Below are 17890 nucleotides of genomic sequence, written 5' to 3'. Positions count from 1 at the left end.
ACCTACTTCGCATCTTCCACACAACGCACAGCGGCACCCCAGTCCGTATCGCCGAACGAACTTTCACCGATATCGGGCTCAGCGTATGTCATGTAGTAATACGGCAGTTTCTTGAATGTTTCGGCAGTGTACCAAAAATAGGCATTCCGGTATTCACCCTCGTAAGTTCCGTCCACCTTGCGACGGCCCGACGGGAGCGCGTCAAACCCGAACGTGTTCAGCGTCGGCGTATGCGCACCGCCGGCCCAGTCCTTTTTGCCCATCAACGTGAGAGCAAGTTTCCCTTCGGGGCCGTACTTCTCGACAAAGGCAAAAAGCGTGTCCCAGTCCGCCTTGGAGGGCACGTGCCAGCCCTCGGGGCAAATACCCCTGTGCGGCAGCTTGAGTTTCACGGTATCGGCCTTGACGTCATCGGGCAAGTCCATCGCCGCAGTCCAGGAATACAGCACGCCGTAGGGCCCGGAGCAGTACGATTCCCAGTTCTCGAAGCACCAGGTGTTGCCGGCCAGGTTCGGAGTCTTTACGGAATCCCTGTACCTGAGGTTCGCGCCCATCCAGCGTTGGCTCCCCATGGGTACAATCAGGTACGACTTGCCGTCGCGCGGGTCCTCGACCCATTCATCCAGCGTGTCGGCAGGGATGACCTTCCAGGCACTGTCGCAAACGAAGGAAGAATACCCGACGTGCACGGTATCGCCGCGGGTATCGCTGTTGCAGAAGGCTCCGAGATTCTGGTCGAGCTTGGGCATTTTTACCCAGCCGGAGTCAGAGCAGAAATACGCGTTTTCAATCTTGCCCTTGCGGGACTTGATACAACCCACTTCCAGGTCGAGTTCCGCCTTTGTAACATAGCGCCAGCCAGATTCCTTGTCGAACACGTATGCCTTACCAAGTTCGTCGTACACGAACAGGCCGTCCTCGGCATCGGGGTAACGCAGCGGCATGCTTTCTATCCCGGCAAATTTCCACTTTGTGCCATCGCAGGTGTAATACTTCGGCACTCGCACGACAGAACTAGTTACGGCAAATTTTGTTTTGTGCACGGAATCCTTCAAGTCGAAGGAACATTCCGTTTCGCCCATGAGAGACAGCCAGAGTAAGTGCGCATACGTCCGGAATTCGCTAGATTCCGGATAGAAATCCGCCCCATCCATACACCATTGACCGCGACCGTAATCCAAGTCAATCGCATACGCGAGGAACCCTAGCGAATAGAAAATCTCGTCATCCGAAAGGTTGTCCAACGTTGCAAAAAGGCTAGATGCGCCCTGGCGGATTTCGCCAAAGTCCTGTGCCGTGGTTGTCGGGAAAAATTTCTCGAGCAACACCGTTGCCGTAAGCAGTTCCACCGAGCGGTTGCTGCCGTCGATGCGGAGGGACTTGAGCGACGGGCTATCGCTCCCAAGCGCGAACCACTTGCGCACGTCCTTCTCCGCCTGTTCCCAGGCTTCCGCAAAAGTCTCGCCCTTGTCCTTCACGAGCTTTTTCGCCTTCGCGGATGCGAGGTCGGTAAACATGTTCAGGTTCACGGAAGAATCCTTCGCGAGATCGACAACGCTAGAAATCGACGACTTGTATTCACGCCGCATGCAGGGCCACTTGGCCATCCCGGATATGACAATCTCCGCATACGGGGAGGTGAACGAATCTGCGACAACCGTATAGTTCCCCGCGGCATCGATGCTCCCGGTTACCGACTTGCCCGACCTCTCCATGCCGTCCGTGAGTTCGAACAGTTCCACCTTCGCACCTTCGAGGTAATTTTCGGCCTCGACGCTACCACTGACAGATCCGGCGTAGAACGAAGTCTTTTCCGGATTATCTGGATTCTCGGGAGTCTCGGGATTGTCGAGAACCTTCGTGGAAGCAGAATCGCCGGAACAGGCGGAAAGCGCCGCCGCGGTGAAAAGCGACAAACTAATACATGCAAAGAAACTCTTCTTCATATTCAATCCTCCTTACTTGGCGTCTTCCACGCACCGCACGCTTAGGCCCAGGTCAGGCCCGGCGGACTTACCCACATAGACATCGTCCTTCGAGTTCCACAGGTAGTAGTACTGGTACTTGCCCTCTTCCTGGGTCACGAACCAGAAATAGGCATGCGACGCGTCGTTCTTGTACGATCCGTCCAGTTCGCGACGGCCCGTAGCGACAACATTGAACCCGAAGGTATCCAGGGGTTTCATCGCATCGCTCACGACGCCCCACGAGATGCCCCCCATCAGGCTATGCGCGAGCTTGCCCTGCGGGCCGAACTTCTCGGCAAACGCGAAGAGCGAATCCCACTCCGCCTTGGTCGGCATGTGCCAGCCCTCGGGGCAAATGCCCCTGTGCGGCAACGTGAACTCGTATGTAGCGGGGTCGGTGCCTTCGGGCAGGTCCATCGCCGCAGTCCAGGAGTAGAACGCAGGCCTCCAGAGATTGCCCGCGAGGTTCGGGCTCGCAGTCGAATCCACATACTTGAGGTTCGCGCCCATCCAGCGCTGGCTACCCATGCGCACGATCGGGTAGCTGTTTCCGTCACGGGAATCCTTCAGCCATTCGTCCAGGGAATCCGGCGGGATAAGCGTCCAGTCATCCCTGCAAAGGAAGGGCGTGAGCCCGGCATACGCGGTATCGCCGAGGGTCTTCTTGGTGCAGTAGCGGCCAAGCTTCTCGTCCATTTCCGTAACCTTGTAAAAAGAACCGCCTTCACACACGTAAGCCGCATGTGTAAACCGGCCATAGACCAGCGAGTCATCCGCGACGCATTCAAGACCTTGGGTATCCGAAGTTGATTCGGGAACCGAGACCCAACTTCCGCCCATGCATACCGCAGTCGAAAGGTAAATCCCTTCGCGGGACTTTGTGCAACCGGACTTGTACTCGTCCTCGGAAGGATTCGCGTAGCGCCATCCTGTTACCTCGTCATAGACATAGGAGTAGCCCTCCCGCCTGAGATAGTCCCCGTCGACCCGACCGGCCGTATCCGTAACATTCATTCTCTCGTAACCGAACGCATAGTGCCACGCTCCCGAGTCACACTTATAGACGGGGAAACTCTCCTGCACGTAAGTGAGCGATTTCTTCGGGTCAAATACCGGGTGGATTTCGCCCTGCCGTTCTTCCGTACATTCTTCCGCGTCAAGTATCGAAAGCCAAAGGGTGTGCATGTAGGCCTGGACCGCCTTTTTTTCAAAGACTTTATTCTTGATGTCGCGGCACCAATCCAGTTCGCCTGCAGAAATGTCATAGAAGAGAGCAACCCCGCCAATAACGCGGATAGTATCGTTCTTGGTAAAATCACCGCCATGCGAGAAGGTTTCGGCAAGTTCGCTGCGCCACTGAGGAGCGCTCTTCGCGATAGCCCTTTCTCCAAGACGATCCATAAGCGCAGAGGCGGCAAACGCTTCAAGAGCCACGTCACCTTCGGGCAAGGCAAAGAGCGTACGCACTTCCTTTTCCGCCTGTTCCCAGGCCTTCGAAATTTCCATATTACTGTTCTTCACGAGTTCCTTCAACCTTTCCGAAAAGAAGACAGAGAACAGGTTCAGGCTTACGGTAGAATCCTTGGACAGGTCGACAATGACCGATATCTTGGAATCAACTTCCTTGCCGGAACAGGGCTGCACGGACTTGCCGGACACGATGAGTTCTGCATACGGGGAAGTGAAGCCGGTAGTGGAGACCGAGTAATGGTCTTTGGAGTCAAGCATCCCCATCATGGCAGTCCCCGTCTGGACCAGATTTTTATCAAGCTCAAACAGCACAGCACTTGCTTCCTTGAGCGATTCCCCTTGCACGCTCCCTGCAAGAATCGTCACGAGAGCGCCTTCCTTGGAAGAGTCCTTAGAGGCTTCCTTGGAGGGGTCGAGTTCCTCGGGAAAATCAAGAGACCCAGGGGTACTGGATTCATCTGAACAAGAAAGAGAGAGAAGTGCCACGAGCAGTGACGGCAACAGATACTTTTTCACAAGTCCTCCTTTTGTAGTACAAATTATAAAATTTTGATTATTTGAGATAGGCGAATTTTTTAAATTGCACACGCAATTGAGGTTTACCCATGAATTTTAGGGATTTTGGAAAGTATAACCAGTTCAAGGAACAGTTCGCCGGCATGTCTCCCGAGATGAAGGAGCAGATGATGAAGATGGCGAAGGAACAGATGAAGGCGAAAACACGCGAATTTGTTCAAAAATGGCTTTCCACGCCCATCCTTACGGCAGTGGCCCTCGTGCTCGGTGCCATCGTGGGCGTGCTTACCGCATTTTTCGGGTCAGGGCTGCTTTATTTCAGCAATCTGCGCGATGCGCACCCGCTTTACTGGATTCCGGTACTCGCATTTGCAGGTGTATTGATTGCATTTGCATACAAGAAGTTCGGCAAGGGGACCGAACGCGGGATGGACATGGTGTTCGCGGTCGCCCACGGCAAGGAAAGCAATATTCCGCTCCGTATGATCCCGATGGTCATTGCGGGCACGTGGCTCACGCACCTGTTCGGGGGCAGTGCCGGCCGTGAAGGCGTCGCGATGCAGATCGGTGCCACCCTCGGGCACAACATCAGCACCAGGTTCCACTTCGAGAACGCGAGCCGCGTATTGCTTGTCGCAGGCATGGCGGCGGGCTTCGCGGGGCTCTTCCAGACCCCGCTCGCGGCAATAGCGCTCGCCCTCGAAGTACTGCTCGCCGGCCACCTGGAGTTGGCCGCACTCCTGCCCGCAACGGTCGCCGCATTTACCGCATGCAAGGTATCGCAGATGTTCGGAGAGGGCATCGCTGTCGCGATGAACGACATTTTTCCAGACAGTACCGCCAGAATTCTCTGGAACGATTACGGGCTAGATATCAATTTCATTCTGAGACTTGCAATCCTCGGCGCGCTATTCGGGATTGTGGGCGGCGGGTTCGCCAAGGTTCTCTCGCTCGCGAAATCGTTTATCGGCAAGAAGTTCCCCAACCCCGTCAAGCGGATCGCCATCGGGGGCATCGCGATAAGCGTGCTTTTGCTCGTATTCTGGCAGGGACGCTACGCGGGCCTCGGCACGAACCTTATCGACATGATTTTCTCCGGTTCTGCGGCGAATGCGACAAACGGCATCTACGCGTTTGACTGGTTCCTGAAATTCGCGCTTACCATCGTGACAATCGCCGTCGGGTTCAAGGGCGGCGAGGTAACCCCGCTATTCGCCATCGGGGCGACATTCGGCACTTTTGTCGCGACGATGGTCGGAGTTCCGCTCCCGCTTGCCGCGGCCCTCGGGTACGCCGCCGTGTTCGGGGCTGCGACCAACACGCTGTTTGCCCCGATGCTTATTGGCGCAGAAGTTTTCGGGTTCGACTTGCTCCCCGCATTCTTTATCGTTTGCGTGGCGGCATACACCAGCAACGGCGGGCAGTCCATTTACCAGCAGAAGAAGCTGCGGATCCGGTAGGGTTCACTTTAGTATCAGTACTGGCGTCTCTATCGGGAGTTTTCCCCGCTCCGCTTCTTCCAGCGGGGCCCTGATGCGGTCAAAGAACGCCCTAAGCGCCTGCGGGTTTGCACTTTCCCATAAGCCGCTCGCACCGACGTCCGACAGTAGATTGTGCTTTTCGAAAGTCCCGTAGTCACTTCCGATTACATGCAACCTGAATGTATTTACGGAATCCTGGTAGAACGAGATTGTCGCCCTAGAGAAGCACAGGCACCCACCGGAAAAGGATTCCCGCTTAGGTGTGCGCAGCAGCGAAAGCAGTTCCTGAAGCTGGCTGGAGTCGAGTTCAACATTCCCGCGTTTATGTAATCCTTGAACAGCTTCAATTTTATTTTTCTTGTCCGCAAGGTTCTTCGGCATGACAATTCTCGAAAAGCGGACTACCGCGCGCTCCGAATCCTTCAGCAAGTCGTAAAGGGGCGTACTGAGAGCCGTATCGCGTTCAAGAATCATCCCGTCCAGGGCAAAGTCGGGTTCACCCGACACTTCTGCCGTCCCTATGGGGCATGGCCGGAATTTCACGCCCTGATTGCGCAGGAATACGTTCACCTTCCCCATCGTCACAGGCTTCTCGGGCACCCACACGCCGGTATCGTCACCGACACGTCCGATTTTTTCGGCAATGCGCAGTTCCGCTACAGACAAAGTATCATAAAAGAGCTGTACACGCACGCCCGTCGCACATTCCGTATGGAACGTGTCGAGTAGCGTTTCCTTCGCGTCGGCAAGGCGCAGCAGCTGAACAAAGTTCTGGTAGGTGCGTCCGCTAATCACCCTGCCCTTGGCGCGGTCGCCGAGCCCTACCGGAGTCACAAGCATCATGTTCGCGCTGTCGAGTACATCGAAAAGCGGCCTGGTCTCGTGCGGTTTTTCGTCGGCGGAAGCCCCCCGAGCGTATAGCACCGCAAAGACAACCGCCGCAACCACGCAAGCCGCAACCGCAATACCGATGATTTTCTTTTTCTTTCTCTTCTGCACGCTCAAAATATAACTTGTTTCGCAAGATACGTCTTATTTCAAGCTATATGCTTATTTCTATACGAAATAAACAGTTTAATAAGTGGAAGGCGTCGGCCAAGGATGGGGAGGGTGCAGGGAGGGGCCCGTGCGGCCTTCGCAACTCTGAGCTGGGGCCCCTCCCGCGTAAATTTCATACCAGACTTTAAAAGTTTTTTTTCTATCTTTTTTTTCTGAAAAAAACATAAAGAGGTCTATCATGACGTTTGAAGAAATGTACGCCCTGGCATGCCAGCGCAAGAAGGAAATGCCCGAAGGCAAGGGAACCACGGAACTGTTCAAGAAGGGTCCGCACGCCATCGGCAAGAAGCTCGTGGAAGAAGCCGCCGAAAGCTGGCAGGCCGCCCGCTTCGAAAGCCGCGACGCCCAGTGCCTCGAACTTTCCCAGGTGCTCTACTACGTGGCCGTGATGATGGCCGAAAAGGGCTTAACTCTCGAAGAGGTGTACGCGAAACTATGATCAAGGTAGCTCTCCCGAACAAGGGCATGCTTTTCGAACCCACGCAGGAACTCCTGAAGGCCTGCGGCTACAAGGCATCCAAGCCCTACAAGACTCTGACTCAGCTCGATACCAAGAACGGAATCGAATTCTTCTTCCTCCGCCCGAGCGACATCCCGATGTACGTGGGCCGTGGCATCATTGATGCGGGCATCACCGGCATCGACTTCAACGCCGAAGCGAAGAGCCCCGCGGTGAAGGTTCTGGACCTCCCCTTCGGCGCCTCCAAGATGTGCGCCGCCGTCCCGAACGAAAGCCCGGTGCAGAGCCTCGACGAACTGAAGGACAAGACCATCGCCACCAGTTTCCCGAACATCGTAGAAGACTTCTACAAGAAGCCGATGGATTTCGTGGTGCTCGAGGGCGCCGTTGAAATCTCCGTGAGCCTCGGCGTCGCAGACGCCATCGTCGACGTGGTGGAAACCGGCACGACCCTCAAGCAGGCAGGGCTCCGCATCGTGGGCGACCCGCTGTTCCGCAGCAACGCCGCCTTGTTCTGCAACCCGCAGAAGACCGAACTCGAAGAAGTCAACACGCTTATCCGCCGCATCGAGGGCAAGCTCGTGGCCCAGTCGTACATGATGATCGAGTACGACTGCCCGGCAGAACTCCTGCAGAAGGCATGCGAACTCACGCCCGGGCTCGACGCCCCGACCGTGACCAAGCTGCACGGCCGCGAGTGGTACTCCGTGAAGGCGATGGTCCCGCAAGAAGAGGCGAACTCCATCATGGACAAGCTCTGGGACGCTGGCGCCCGCAGTATCCTCCTGTTCGGTATCAAGAGCGCACGAATCTAGTATGCATTCTCTTGCCTACCTAGCACGCCAGCCCATCCTCGACCGGGACGGGAAGATTTTCGCCTACGAACTTCTGTTCCGCGACTCGCCCACGAGCGATACCGCGGTGATTGCAAGCGACATGCTCGCGACCGCCCAGGTGCTCGAAAACGTGCTCAACAACATCGGGCTCCCGAAGCTCATCGGCGACCACAAGGCTTTTGTGAACTGCAGCCGCGACATGCTGCTCGACAACCTGTTCGGGCTCTTGAACCCGCGCTGCTTTGTGCTCGAGGTTCTCGAAGACGTGGAAGTCGACGACGCCCTCGTGAAGGCCGTCGCGCACTACCACGCCCGCGGGTTCGAAATCGCGCTCGACGACTTCATCTTCAATGACGAGTTCCTCAAGCGCTGCGCCCCGCTCTACCCGTTCATCTCGTACGTGAAGATGGACCTGGTAGAAAACAGCGACGACGACATGGCGCGGGCCGCCGCGTTCTTCAAGGCGAAGAACATCAAGATTCTCGCCGAGAAGGTGGAAACGAAGGCGAGCTTCAAGAAGTGCCTCGCCGCAGGGTATGACTACTTCCAGGGGTTCTTCTTCGCGAAGCCCGAACTCGTGACCGGAAAGAAGATTGACGCGACCTCCGCGGCGATTCTCCGCATATTGCTCCTGCTCCGCACGCACCCGAGCCTCGACGAACTGTGCGAGTGCCTCTCGGAATACGGCGACGTGGCCGCAAACCTGCTCCGCTTCGTGAACTCCGACGCGCAGTTCAGGAGCCAGAACATCGCGAACGTGCGCGACGCCATCGTGTGGATCGGCATGCGGAACATCCAGGAATGGCTGATGCTTATGCTGTACGCCCGCCCCGAGATGGGCATGACGCCACAGAGTTCGCCCCTGTTCCAGAACGCAAGCCACCGCGCGAAGTTCCTCGAGATACTGGCCCGCGTGGTGAGCGGCACCGACAACGACCTGCCCGCAAAGGCATTCATGGTCGGGCTCATCAGCCGCATGGACGCGCTCGTCGGCGCCCCGCTCGAAAGCATCCTTACCGAATCCGGCGCAGACGAGGACATCCGCGAGGCGCTGCTCCAGCGTTCCGGCCGCCTGGGTAAACTGCTCCAGCTTGCCGACGCCGTCGAGCAGGACGACCAGCAGAAGATTCTCGTACTCCTGAAGGACTTGAAAATTTCTTCTACCTTGTTGAACCGTTGTGTGAACGACGCGTATACGTGGGCCCATGAGCGTTGAACCGGAAAGCCTCGAGGCATTGATCGCAGAGTTTTCGAACCTGCCGGGTATCGGGCACAAGACCGCCCGCCGCCTCGCCTATCACGTACTTTCCAAACCGAAAGCCGACGTGGAGCGCTTTGCCACGAGCCTCACCAACGCGGCCGACAGGGTGCACCCCTGCCCCAAGTGCCACGCGTTCACCGACCTCGACACGTGCTCCACCTGCACATCACGCGCAGGAGCCAAGTCGCTCTGCGTGGTGGAAAAAAGTTCAGACATCATGCCGTTCGAACGTTCGGGCGTATTCAAGGGCCTGTACTTCGTGCTCGGCGGCGTGATTTCCCCGCTGGATGGAATCGGGCCCGAAAGCCTGCACCTGCCCCAGCTGGTAGCGCGCATCAAGGACGAGGGCATCGAGGAACTGGTACTCGCCCTCGGGTCTAGCCCGGAGGCCGACAGCACGTCGCTCATGATAGACCGCATGCTCGCCGGCACAAACGTCAAGCGTACGCGCCTTGCCCGCGGTATCCCGATGGGTAGCGACCTCGAGTTCGTGGACGAGGTAACCATGCTCCGTGCCTTCGAAGGGAGGGTAAGCCTGTGAACCCGGTAAAGTTCGGCGATTTCACCGTCACGTCTGCGGAATTCGTGAAGGCGGCAGTCAGCCTCAAGGGCCTCCCCGAAGAACGGCTCCCGATGGTAGCCTTCCTCGGGCGCTCCAACGTGGGCAAGTCATCGCTCATGAACGCCCTCATGGGGCAAAAAAAGCTGGTCAAGGTCAGTTCTACCCCCGGAAAGACCCGCGAAATCAATTTCTTCAAAGTCAACAACCAGTTTTTTCTTGTAGATTTACCTGGTGTAGGCTTTGCCAAGGTGAGCAACACGAAGCGCGACCAGATGTCCGAATTTATCCGCGAATACGTGGAAAAGTGCAAGAACCTGCGCGGGCTTGTGTACCTGGTGGACATACGCCACGGAGGCACCCCCACCGACATCGATACGGTGGAGAGCATCCGTAATACGGGCTGCCCGGTGCTGGTGATTGCCAGCAAGCGGGACAAGGTAAACCAGTCGGAACTGGCGAAAGGGCTGAGGCAGATTCAGGAACGCCTTTCCCTACCCGAGAAGCCCCTCTGCGTAAGTGCCGTCAAGGGACACGGGATTGCAACGCTCTGGCAAGACATACTGAGTGCGATAAACGGGACGAACATTGTAGATGGAAGTACAGACGAACGATAAGAAGCTTACCCTCGTGGGACGCAAGTTCCACGCCTTGGGTTTGTTCCTGCTCCGCAGACCCGTGGGGCAAGAGATCGCGCTGTTTGTCCGTGCCTTAATGTCGCTGTTCAACAAGAGCCGCAGTTTCAAGACCGACTCGCGCAACATCATATTGCAGACTTTCTTTACCGGTGTCGAAATTTTCCCGATTCTTTTTGTGGTGGCCACCCTCTTCGGCACGGTCGTCATCATCGAAGTCATTACCATGATGGGCAAGATGGGGTTCGACGACGTGGTCGGCGGGCTCATGGTGGTGGTCATCATCCGCGAGCTGGGACCAATCCTCACGGCATTCCTCATAGCAGGCCGTAGTGGTTCATCGCTCACCACCTACATCGGCGGCATGGTCATCAATTCCGAAGTGGACGCGCTTGCCACGATGGGCGTGGACCCCGTGCGCTACCTCGTGATGCCGGGGCTCATCGGAGGCGCCATCGCCACATTCATCATGAACATCGTGTTCAGCACGAGTGCCATCTGTGCGGGTTACCTCATGACGAAAATCGCCATAGCCCTTACCGGAAACGCGCTCAACCTCCAGCTCACCTGGGACTACCTTTCTACCGAAATCCTGAAAGCCCTGACATTCACGGACTTTATCTTCATCGTCGTCAAGCCGATTGTGTTCGGCTGCATCATTACCACGAACGCCTGCTACCAGGCCATGAATATTCCGCGCGACATTCGCCAGGTGCCGAAGGCTACCGGCAGGTCCGTCATCAAGTCCTTCTTCTACATTGTCTGTGCCGACGTGTTCCTGTCACTGTTCTACTTTATCGATTACTTTAACGAAATCTCGAAGATCATCTAATGTATAACGAAGCCCTCAGACTCGAAGACCTGCACCTTTCCTACCGGGGATTGGTCGGCACCTCGATCTCGAAACCGAGACCGCTGGGGTTCTTCGAATCGGGCATACAGCCGGGCGAGCAGGAACTTATCTCGGGTGCAAACCTTGTCGTGCAGAAGGGCGAGACCATCTGCATCGGCGGCGGTTCGGGCCAGGGCAAGAGCGCACTGCTCCGCGTGATTTCTGGGCTTGCACGCCCCAATGCCGGCAAGATGTATATCTTCGGCGAATACATTCCGCCCGAAAGGCTTACCGCACTGAACATCGCCAAGCGCCAGGTGGGGCTCGTGTTCCAGAACGGGGCACTCATCTCGAACCTGCGCGTGCGCGACAACATCGCGCTCCCGCTGCGCTACCACAAGGTCGGTTCCGCCACCGAGATCGAGGACAAGGTCCGCATGGCAATGGACCTGATGCGCGTGCGCGACTATGCCGACTTTTTCCCGCACATGCTTAGCGTGGGCATGCAGAAGCGTGTGGCGATTGCCCGCAGCTGGGCGATGGGCCCGCAGTTACTGCTGATGGACGAACCGACCGCAGGTCTCGACAACTACAATCGCCGCAACCTGCTCCCGCTTATCGACAACATGCGTACGCTGTTCAAGACGACCATCATCATCGTGACGCACGACCTCATGGTGGCCAAGGAACTGAACTGCAAGATAACCTTCCTCACGCACAAGCAGTTGACCGAACCGCGTTACTTTGACGAGTGGCTACACAGCGATACGGCTATTTCGAAGGAACTCTTCCGCGACTTGCGTACCAGCGGGTAGACTAGACGAAAGAACGGCCTGCGGCCTATAGACGAAAGAAAAAAGGTTTATATAATGCTCCTTCCTCTTCCAGACGATTTTCATGCACACCTGCGCCAGGGCGACCTGATGCCCGGCTACGTGCGCGATCTGGTGAGCCAGTTTGGCCGCGCCATCATTATGCCGAACACCGTACCCGCGATGACCAGCGCGAAGGCGATTGCCGAATATAAAGCGCAGATATTGGATGCCGCGAAGGACGTGCGGCCTGACTTTGTCCCGCTCATGACCTTCAAGCTGAACCCGAACTACACGGAGCAGGACTTGAAGGACATGATGGCGGTAGGCGTCGTCGCCGGAAAGTACTACCCTGCAGGCGTCACCACGAACAGCGCAGACGGCATCAGCGACTTCGAGGCGGTTTTCCCGGTAGTCGCGATGATGGAAAAACTCGGGCTCGTTCTTTGCGTGCACGGCGAGGAACCCGGTGAATTCTGCCTGGACCGCGAGCCCGCATTCATCAAGCGCGTAGAGACGCTTGCGGCTAAGTTCCCGAAATTGAAAATCGTCTTTGAGCACCTGAGTTCCGCAAAGTCGGTCGAGGCGGTGAAGCGGCTGCCCGCAAACGTGGCGGCGACGTTCACGGTACACCACCTGATGATGACTCTCGATGACATCGTAGGCGACGCCCTCAGGCCGCACCACTTCTGCAAGCCGCTCCCGAAGCGGCCTGAAGACCGTGCCGCCATCCGCGAGGCCGCCTTCAGCGGCAACCCGAAGTTTTTCCTCGGCACGGACTCCGCCCCGCACCAGCAGGGCAAAAAGGAATGCCCGTGCGGGGCGGCGGGCGTCTACAGCGCCCCGGTGGCCCTCCCCCTGCTGGTCCAGGAATTTGAACGGGCCGGCCACCTCGACAAGCTGCCCGATTTTATCGCCGGTTTCGGAGCCGATTTCTACGGGCTCCCACGGACCACCAAGCAGGTCGAAGTCGTGCAGGAAAAGTGGACCGTGCCTGCAGTCGTAAACGGCGTCGTCCCCCTCGCCGCCGGCCAAACATTAGACTGGAAGATTAAGGTTTAATTTAGGGTCTAATTAAACGTCAACGTGAACTTGACGCCCACGCCATACGCGGACATCTCGCCGATATCGTCCTTGTCGTCGGCGCTGCCGTAGGTAAGCGTCCCTACGATGCCCATTCCCCATTCGTCGCCGGCCCACCATTCCTTGCCGACACCGACCTGGAAACCGATACCCGCTTCGGAGGATCCACCCGCTCTAGAGTTGCCCACCTCTTCGATGGTAAACACAGACAAGCCGAAACTTCCGGTAACGAACATGTTGTCCAAGAAGTAGTAGGTAGCACCGAAACCGAACAAGATGAGACTTTCGCTCTGGTTCGTAGTCGCAACGGTCCGTTCGTACTCATCCTTGAGTTCCAGGTCAGAAAGGTTCTGCACTTCCGTAATAGTCAGATGCAGGGCAAGGTTCGGAGCCACGCAGCCACCGATCTTGGTATCTGCGTCGAGCGAAATGCCGTCGCCTTCAATCGTCATGCCTTCATAACGGGTAGCCTTATATTCGTAACCGAAATTCTGGTAGCTCAAGCCCAATGTGAGATTCAAGAAAAATCCGTCATGCGTATGGGGTTGAGAAATTGCGAGAGCCGATGTGGCTAGAATAGCCAACGCGAGAATGAACTTTTTCATATTTCCTCCTTATTAAAAAGAATGTAGGCGAAAATTAGCATTTTTCGTTCCCCTTCCGGTCTAAAAAATATACATTATGAACAGAAATACAACACGGATTGATTTATGCGCGCAATACTTGCAACCCTATACTACCTCGTCGTCTTTGTCGGCATGATTATCCTCGGCGTACCCTACATTATATACAAAGGATACATCCGCGGACACAAGGAAGAAATCACGAACGTCTGCCAGTTCTTCTTCACGCACATCGCCTTTAAGTTGTTCCGAATCAAGATAAAGATAGAAGGCGAAGAGAACATCCCGAAAGGCCGCAAGGGTTTTGTCATCGTGGCGAACCACCAGAGTTTCCTCGATATCAACGTCATCTGGCCCGCAATAGGCAACGCTGCCTTCATGGCAAAGGCTAGCCTCTGGAAGGCCCCCGTATTCGGCTGGGTCATCAGCAGCATCGGCTGCATTCCCGTGCACAAGAACCCGCGCATGAACGCAGGCATGGGAAAGCTTGTCGCAGAACGCATCAAGAACGGCTACAACTTCGCCGTATTCCCCGAAGGCCACCGCACCGAAGACGGCCATATGCTCAAGTTCCAGAACGGAATCTTCCGCATGGCGAAGGACCAGAACTTTGACATCTTGCCCATCACGCTCGTGAACACCGGGGAAATTCTCCCGAAGGTCAAGTGGTCCATCCGCGGAGGCGAAGTCAGGATGGTTATCCACCCGATGGTGAAGGCCAGCGACTATGCGGACAAGAGCATGGCAGAACTGCGCGACGAACTGCACGATTTGGTGGAGTCAGCGATGCCCTACAAGCAAGCGGAACTTGCACAAGCGAAATTAGATGCCGAAAGCGGCACAAAGGAGGCCTGATATGGCACAGCGTTTACCCAGTGAGGAACAGATTATTGCAATTTTGCGCGACGAGCCGATGGTCGGAAGCCAGCTGCGTGGAGCACTCGGGCTCCCCAAGAAGCAGAAGATGGCGTTCAAGCAGATGCTTGCCGACATGGTGGAACGCGGACTTCTAAAGCGCACGAGCCACAAGGAATACCAGCTCGGCGACGGCGAGAGCCTCGAGGAAAAGCGCGAGAAGCGCTTCAAGAAGATTGCGGAACAGGGCGCAGAAGACAACCGCAGGCCCGCTGCCCGCAGTCGCAGGCAAAACGACAAGGAAAACGAGACCCGCGTAAAGCGCGGCATCCTGCACCAGATTGGCGACGAACAGTGGGAAGTGCACGAACTCGATACCGGCAAGGTTTACGAGATGTGCCACCGCAGGCAGGCGCCGGGCAAGGAAGGCGAGACCATCAGCTTTACGCTGTACCCGCACCCGAAACTCAAGCACAGCTACCTCGCGAAGGTGGACCGCAGCGCCGAGGCGATGAACATTTCGTGGGACGAGGTCAAGACGAAGTTCATGGAAGAGAGCAACCTGCCCAAGGACTTCTCGCCCGCCATCAAGAAGTTCGTGGAAGGCATCAAGGAACCCGGCCCGAAGGATTTCAAGGGCCGCGTCGACTACCGCAAGCTTGACGTGCTCTGCATCGACCCCGAAGGCGCCATGGACCACGACGACGCCATCAGCGTGGAACGCACCGAGAACGGATACAGGCTCGGCGTGCATATCGCCGACGTGAGCTACTACGTACCCGAAGGGAGCGACCTCGACGAAGAAGCGCTTGAACGCAGCTATACGCAGTACCTGCCGTGGACGGCGGTGCCCATGCTCCCCGAAAAACTTTCGAGCGGCGTGTGCAGTTTGCATCAAGGCGTGGACCGCTGTGCATTCACCTGCATGATGGAACTTGACAAGCAGGCGAACGTGCTCAGCTGGGATTTCCACAGGAGTATCGTGAACGTATCGAAAGGCATCACGTACCAGGAAGCGGTGAAGATGATGGAGGCGGGCGACGATTCCATCAAGGCGCTCGCCGAAGTGACCGCGATGCTCAAGAAGAACCGCACCAAGGAAGGCCTGCTCGAATTCAAGAGCACCGAATACGGATGCAAGTTCAACGAGGCGGGCGAACCCGTGCAGATTGTACCGCGCGAGACCGACGAGAGCAACTCGTGGGTCGAGGAATGCATGCTCATCGCGAACAACTGCTGTGCGAAGGAACTTTCCAAGCGCAAACTGCAGGGCATCTACCGTATCCACGAGGCGCCCGACACCAAGGACATCATGGAACTGTACTACATGTACCCCGACCTGTTCAAGGATGCCCCCGTGATGTTGCGTGACCTGGGCAAGCCCCGCAGTGGCGACACCAACCTGAACCCCGTCGCTTTCAAGCTGTACCAGCATCTGGTGAAGCGCGCCGGCGACGACGAGACGCTCATGAACCGGATCCTCCGCAGTATGCAGAAGGCGCACTACGACAGCAACAGCTTCGGGCACTTTGCATTGAACTGGCAGGACTACAGCCACTTCACCAGCCCTATCCGCCGTTATGCCGACCTCTGGTGCCACCGCGAACTTGCGCGCAAGGGCAAGGAAATCAACGCCGAGCGCGCGAACAACGTGATCGAAGTCTGTGACCTGATTTCTGCAAACGAAATCAAGAACATGAAGGTGGAACGCATCTCCATCAAGGTGTGCAGCTGCTGGATATTGAAAAACCGCATCGGCGACGACTTCGAAGCATCCGTCACGGGCATCGAGGAATGGGGCATCTACGTGAGCATCAAGGACCCCATCGCCGAGGGCCTGGTGCGGTTCCGCGACATTGCGGGCGACGACTTCTACGTGTTCAATCCGGACCAGGGCCTCGCTTTCGGCAAGAAGAGCGGGCGCACGTTCCGTCGTGGAGACATCGTGAAGGTGCGCCTCCTCCGCGTGGACCCGCTGCGCGGCCAGGCGGACTTCAGCATCCTCGAGAAGATTTCGAGCGAACCCAAGAAGCGCCGCCGCCAGGGCGAATCCCGCGATGTGCAGGAACGCGCGGACCGCGCTGCGGCCGCCGAAGCGCTCGGCTACGTAAGCCAACCCGACGACTTCGATGACGATTTTGACAACGGCTACATGCCGCCCCGTGCACGCAATCGCGAGCAGAGGCGCAAGGCGGCCTTTGCCGACAGGGGCGATTTCGCCCGTGGAGGCAGGGGCGGTCGCGGAGCCGGCGGCGGCAAGCCGCGGGCACGCAAGACCGACGCTCGCGGGGGCCGTGGCAAGCGCGGGAGAAGGTAAACAGGAATCGTTATGGCAGCATACAAGAAAGTCGCGCTCTATGCAAGTTACCAGACCGGGGAAACCCTCCCCGGTTACGTGAGGTTTGCACTCTCGCACCTTGCACAGACAGACTTTCACGTAGTACTGCTGACAAACGAGCGCCCCCTTTCGGAAGAATCGCTCAAGTTCATCGCCGACAACGACATCGAACTCTTCCTCACACAGAACCACGGGTTCGATTTCGGGATGTGGCACCGCTACCTGCAACTCAAGGTACAGAGCCCGGCATCGAACGGGTCACAGGGCGCCATGGGAAGCCTCGACCGCCTGCTGGTCTTGAACGATTCCATCGTGTACTTCCAGGACAACTTCGCGAAGTTCTTCGCCGAAGCGGAAAAGCGCGATGCCGACGTGGTATCGCTCACGCAGAGCGGTGAAATCACGCCGCACCTCCAATCGTTCTTCCTGTATATGAAGCAGCCTGCGCTCGGGGCATTCTTCATGCATCTCTTCGAGACGCCCGAGCAGGAAGACTTCGAGAGTACGGTAAGGCTCATGGAAGTGGGCCTCAGCGAAAAGTTCGCAGAAGCGGAAGTCAGCATGGAATGCCTCTACCCCACCAAGAACAAGCCCCTGTTCGCAAGCAAGGAACTTATTGAACAGGGCGCAGGGTTCATCAAGCGCAAGCTTCTACAGCGCCGGTTTACCTTCGGTGAAAAGAAGCACTTTATCCGCATGGGGTTCAAGGAACTGCTCAACGCGGACTATGCCGGCATCATCAAGAGCACCGGCCTCGCACCCGATTTCAACGAAGATTGGCTACCAACCCCGGTCGATTCAAGCCTGAAGCACGGGGCCGACCTCGTGTGGGAAGGGGCTTTCGACAAGGTCGGGTGGCCGCTGCTCCGCACCGCCATCAAGGCGAAGTACAAAATGCTCGGCAAAACCCTCGAAGGTGACGAGTATAGATAAGACAAGGGAGGGGTCCACCCCCTCCCTAAGACTCTCCCGGCACTATATGAAACTAGGGAAGGCAACGCCCTCCCTAAGACCTACCTGACACTCAATAAACCGCTACGTTCTGGTCTTATTCCTTGGGTTTACGCGGTTTATTTTCGTGGGCGCCTTCCGGCGCCATTTAT

Annotated in this window: 16 protein-coding genes; 12 read left to right on the top strand and 4 right to left on the bottom strand. The window is 56.9% G+C overall.

Features of this window, described 5'->3' with window-relative positions:
• Window positions 1-2: 2 nt before the first annotated feature.
• The gene (locus CRO08_RS01745; protein WP_097034811.1) at window positions 3-1946 is read right to left on the bottom strand and encodes an FISUMP domain-containing protein; all 1944 of its coding nucleotides are present in this window, start codon (window positions 1944-1946) and stop codon (window positions 3-5) included.
• Window positions 1947-1958: 12 nt separating this feature from the next.
• Window positions 1959-3953, bottom strand: coding sequence for an FISUMP domain-containing protein (locus tag CRO08_RS01740; protein WP_097034810.1), 1995 nt, complete (start codon window positions 3951-3953; stop codon window positions 1959-1961).
• 89 nt (window positions 3954-4042) lie between these two features.
• Between CRO08_RS01740 and CRO08_RS01735 the strand changes: the two genes are divergently transcribed.
• A complete protein-coding gene (locus CRO08_RS01735) occupies window positions 4043-5413 on the top strand; it encodes a chloride channel protein (protein WP_097034809.1) in 1371 nt (456 codons plus the stop codon).
• A gap of 3 nt (window positions 5414-5416) precedes the next feature.
• On the opposite strand, the gene CRO08_RS01730 is transcribed toward CRO08_RS01735, so the two are convergent.
• Entirely contained in the window at window positions 5417-6433 is a 1017-nt protein-coding gene (locus tag CRO08_RS01730; protein ID WP_141398196.1) for a hypothetical protein, read from the bottom strand.
• A 238-nt stretch (window positions 6434-6671) separates the two neighbouring features.
• Here CRO08_RS01730 and hisE point away from each other — a divergent pair, with 238 nt between their 5' ends.
• The 8 genes from hisE to pyrC are packed head-to-tail and all read left to right on the top strand — an operon-like array spanning window position 6672 to window position 12950.
• Entirely contained in the window at window positions 6672-6932 is a 261-nt protein-coding gene (gene hisE / locus CRO08_RS01725; protein WP_072812962.1) for a phosphoribosyl-ATP diphosphatase, read from the top strand.
• Window positions 6929-7768: an ATP phosphoribosyltransferase gene (gene hisG, locus CRO08_RS01720; protein ID WP_097034807.1), complete on the top strand. Its 840-nt coding sequence runs from the start codon at window positions 6929-6931 to the stop codon at window positions 7766-7768. The genes hisE and hisG overlap by 4 nt, the downstream gene beginning before the upstream one ends.
• Window position 7769: 1 nt before the next feature.
• The gene (locus CRO08_RS01715) at window positions 7770-9005 is read left to right on the top strand and encodes an EAL and HDOD domain-containing protein (RefSeq protein ID WP_072812957.1); all 1236 of its coding nucleotides are present in this window, start codon (window positions 7770-7772) and stop codon (window positions 9003-9005) included.
• Window positions 8995-9591, top strand: a complete 597-nt coding sequence (gene recR / locus CRO08_RS01710; protein WP_072812954.1) for a recombination mediator RecR — start codon at window positions 8995-8997, stop codon at window positions 9589-9591. The genes CRO08_RS01715 and recR overlap by 11 nt, the downstream gene beginning before the upstream one ends.
• On the top strand, window positions 9588-10226 hold the full coding sequence (yihA, locus tag CRO08_RS01705; RefSeq protein ID WP_097034806.1) for a ribosome biogenesis GTP-binding protein YihA/YsxC: 639 nt from the start codon (window positions 9588-9590) through the stop codon (window positions 10224-10226). The genes recR and yihA overlap by 4 nt, the downstream gene beginning before the upstream one ends.
• Window positions 10204-11076, top strand: coding sequence for an ABC transporter permease (locus CRO08_RS01700; RefSeq protein WP_255252202.1), 873 nt, complete (start codon window positions 10204-10206; stop codon window positions 11074-11076). Before yihA ends, CRO08_RS01700 begins: the two co-directional genes overlap by 23 nt.
• Window positions 11076-11891 (top strand): ABC transporter ATP-binding protein, encoded by an 816-nt coding sequence (locus tag CRO08_RS01695; protein WP_097034805.1) that lies wholly within the window; start codon window positions 11076-11078, stop codon window positions 11889-11891. Before CRO08_RS01700 ends, CRO08_RS01695 begins: the two co-directional genes overlap by 1 nt.
• Before the next feature lie 54 nt (window positions 11892-11945).
• Complete coding sequence (gene pyrC, locus CRO08_RS01690) at window positions 11946-12950, top strand: dihydroorotase (RefSeq protein WP_097034804.1); 1005 nt, start codon at window positions 11946-11948, stop codon at window positions 12948-12950.
• Between the two features lie 8 nt (window positions 12951-12958).
• Here pyrC and CRO08_RS01685 read toward each other — a convergent pair whose 3' ends face one another.
• Complete coding sequence (locus CRO08_RS01685) at window positions 12959-13576, bottom strand: hypothetical protein (RefSeq protein WP_141398195.1); 618 nt, start codon at window positions 13574-13576, stop codon at window positions 12959-12961.
• A gap of 105 nt (window positions 13577-13681) precedes the next feature.
• On the opposite strand from CRO08_RS01685, the gene CRO08_RS01680 reads away from it, so the two are divergent.
• From CRO08_RS01680 to CRO08_RS01670, 3 genes are read left to right on the top strand one after another with little or no spacing between them, the layout of a single operon-like run.
• Window positions 13682-14449 (top strand): 1-acyl-sn-glycerol-3-phosphate acyltransferase, encoded by a 768-nt coding sequence (locus CRO08_RS01680; RefSeq protein ID WP_097034802.1) that lies wholly within the window; start codon window positions 13682-13684, stop codon window positions 14447-14449.
• A gap of 1 nt (window position 14450) precedes the next feature.
• Window positions 14451-16766, top strand: a complete 2316-nt coding sequence (locus tag CRO08_RS01675) for a ribonuclease R family protein (RefSeq protein WP_097034801.1) — start codon at window positions 14451-14453, stop codon at window positions 16764-16766.
• Window positions 16767-16778: 12 nt separating this feature from the next.
• Window positions 16779-17720 carry a hypothetical protein gene (locus CRO08_RS01670; protein ID WP_141398194.1) on the top strand — a complete coding sequence of 314 codons (942 nt, stop codon included), beginning with the start codon at window positions 16779-16781 and terminating at the stop codon, window positions 17718-17720.
• The last annotated feature ends 170 nt before the right edge of the window (window positions 17721-17890 follow it).

It is taken from the genome of Fibrobacter sp. UWT3, assembly GCF_900230125.1.
In the GTDB taxonomy this organism is placed as follows: domain Bacteria; phylum Fibrobacterota; class Fibrobacteria; order Fibrobacterales; family Fibrobacteraceae; genus Fibrobacter.
This window is presented reverse-complemented; position numbering and strand designations above follow the sequence as displayed.

What these genes read in the sequence shown, in the direction of transcription:
- hisG (WP_097034807.1), top strand. Translation starts at nt 6,929, where the DNA reads ATGATCAAGGTAGCTCTCCCGAACAAGGGCATGCTTTTCGAACCCACG.
- recR (WP_072812954.1), top strand. Translation starts at nt 8,995, where the DNA reads ATGAGCGTTGAACCGGAAAGCCTCGAGGCATTGATCGCAGAGTTTTCG.
- pyrC (WP_097034804.1), top strand. Translation starts at nt 11,946, where the DNA reads ATGCTCCTTCCTCTTCCAGACGATTTTCATGCACACCTGCGCCAGGGC.
- hisE (WP_072812962.1), top strand. Translation starts at nt 6,672, where the DNA reads ATGACGTTTGAAGAAATGTACGCCCTGGCATGCCAGCGCAAGAAGGAA.
- CRO08_RS01715 (WP_072812957.1), top strand. Translation starts at nt 7,770, where the DNA reads ATGCATTCTCTTGCCTACCTAGCACGCCAGCCCATCCTCGACCGGGAC.
- CRO08_RS01670 (WP_141398194.1), top strand. Translation starts at nt 16,779, where the DNA reads ATGGCAGCATACAAGAAAGTCGCGCTCTATGCAAGTTACCAGACCGGG.
- CRO08_RS01695 (WP_097034805.1), top strand. Translation starts at nt 11,076, where the DNA reads ATGTATAACGAAGCCCTCAGACTCGAAGACCTGCACCTTTCCTACCGG.
- CRO08_RS01675 (WP_097034801.1), top strand. Translation starts at nt 14,451, where the DNA reads ATGGCACAGCGTTTACCCAGTGAGGAACAGATTATTGCAATTTTGCGC.
- CRO08_RS01685 (WP_141398195.1), bottom strand. Translation starts at nt 13,576, where the DNA reads ATGAAAAAGTTCATTCTCGCGTTGGCTATTCTAGCCACATCGGCTCTC.
- CRO08_RS01700 (WP_255252202.1), top strand. Translation starts at nt 10,204, where the DNA reads ATGGAAGTACAGACGAACGATAAGAAGCTTACCCTCGTGGGACGCAAG.
- CRO08_RS01735 (WP_097034809.1), top strand. Translation starts at nt 4,043, where the DNA reads ATGAATTTTAGGGATTTTGGAAAGTATAACCAGTTCAAGGAACAGTTC.
- CRO08_RS01745 (WP_097034811.1), bottom strand. Translation starts at nt 1,946, where the DNA reads ATGAAGAAGAGTTTCTTTGCATGTATTAGTTTGTCGCTTTTCACCGCG.
- CRO08_RS01680 (WP_097034802.1), top strand. Translation starts at nt 13,682, where the DNA reads ATGCGCGCAATACTTGCAACCCTATACTACCTCGTCGTCTTTGTCGGC.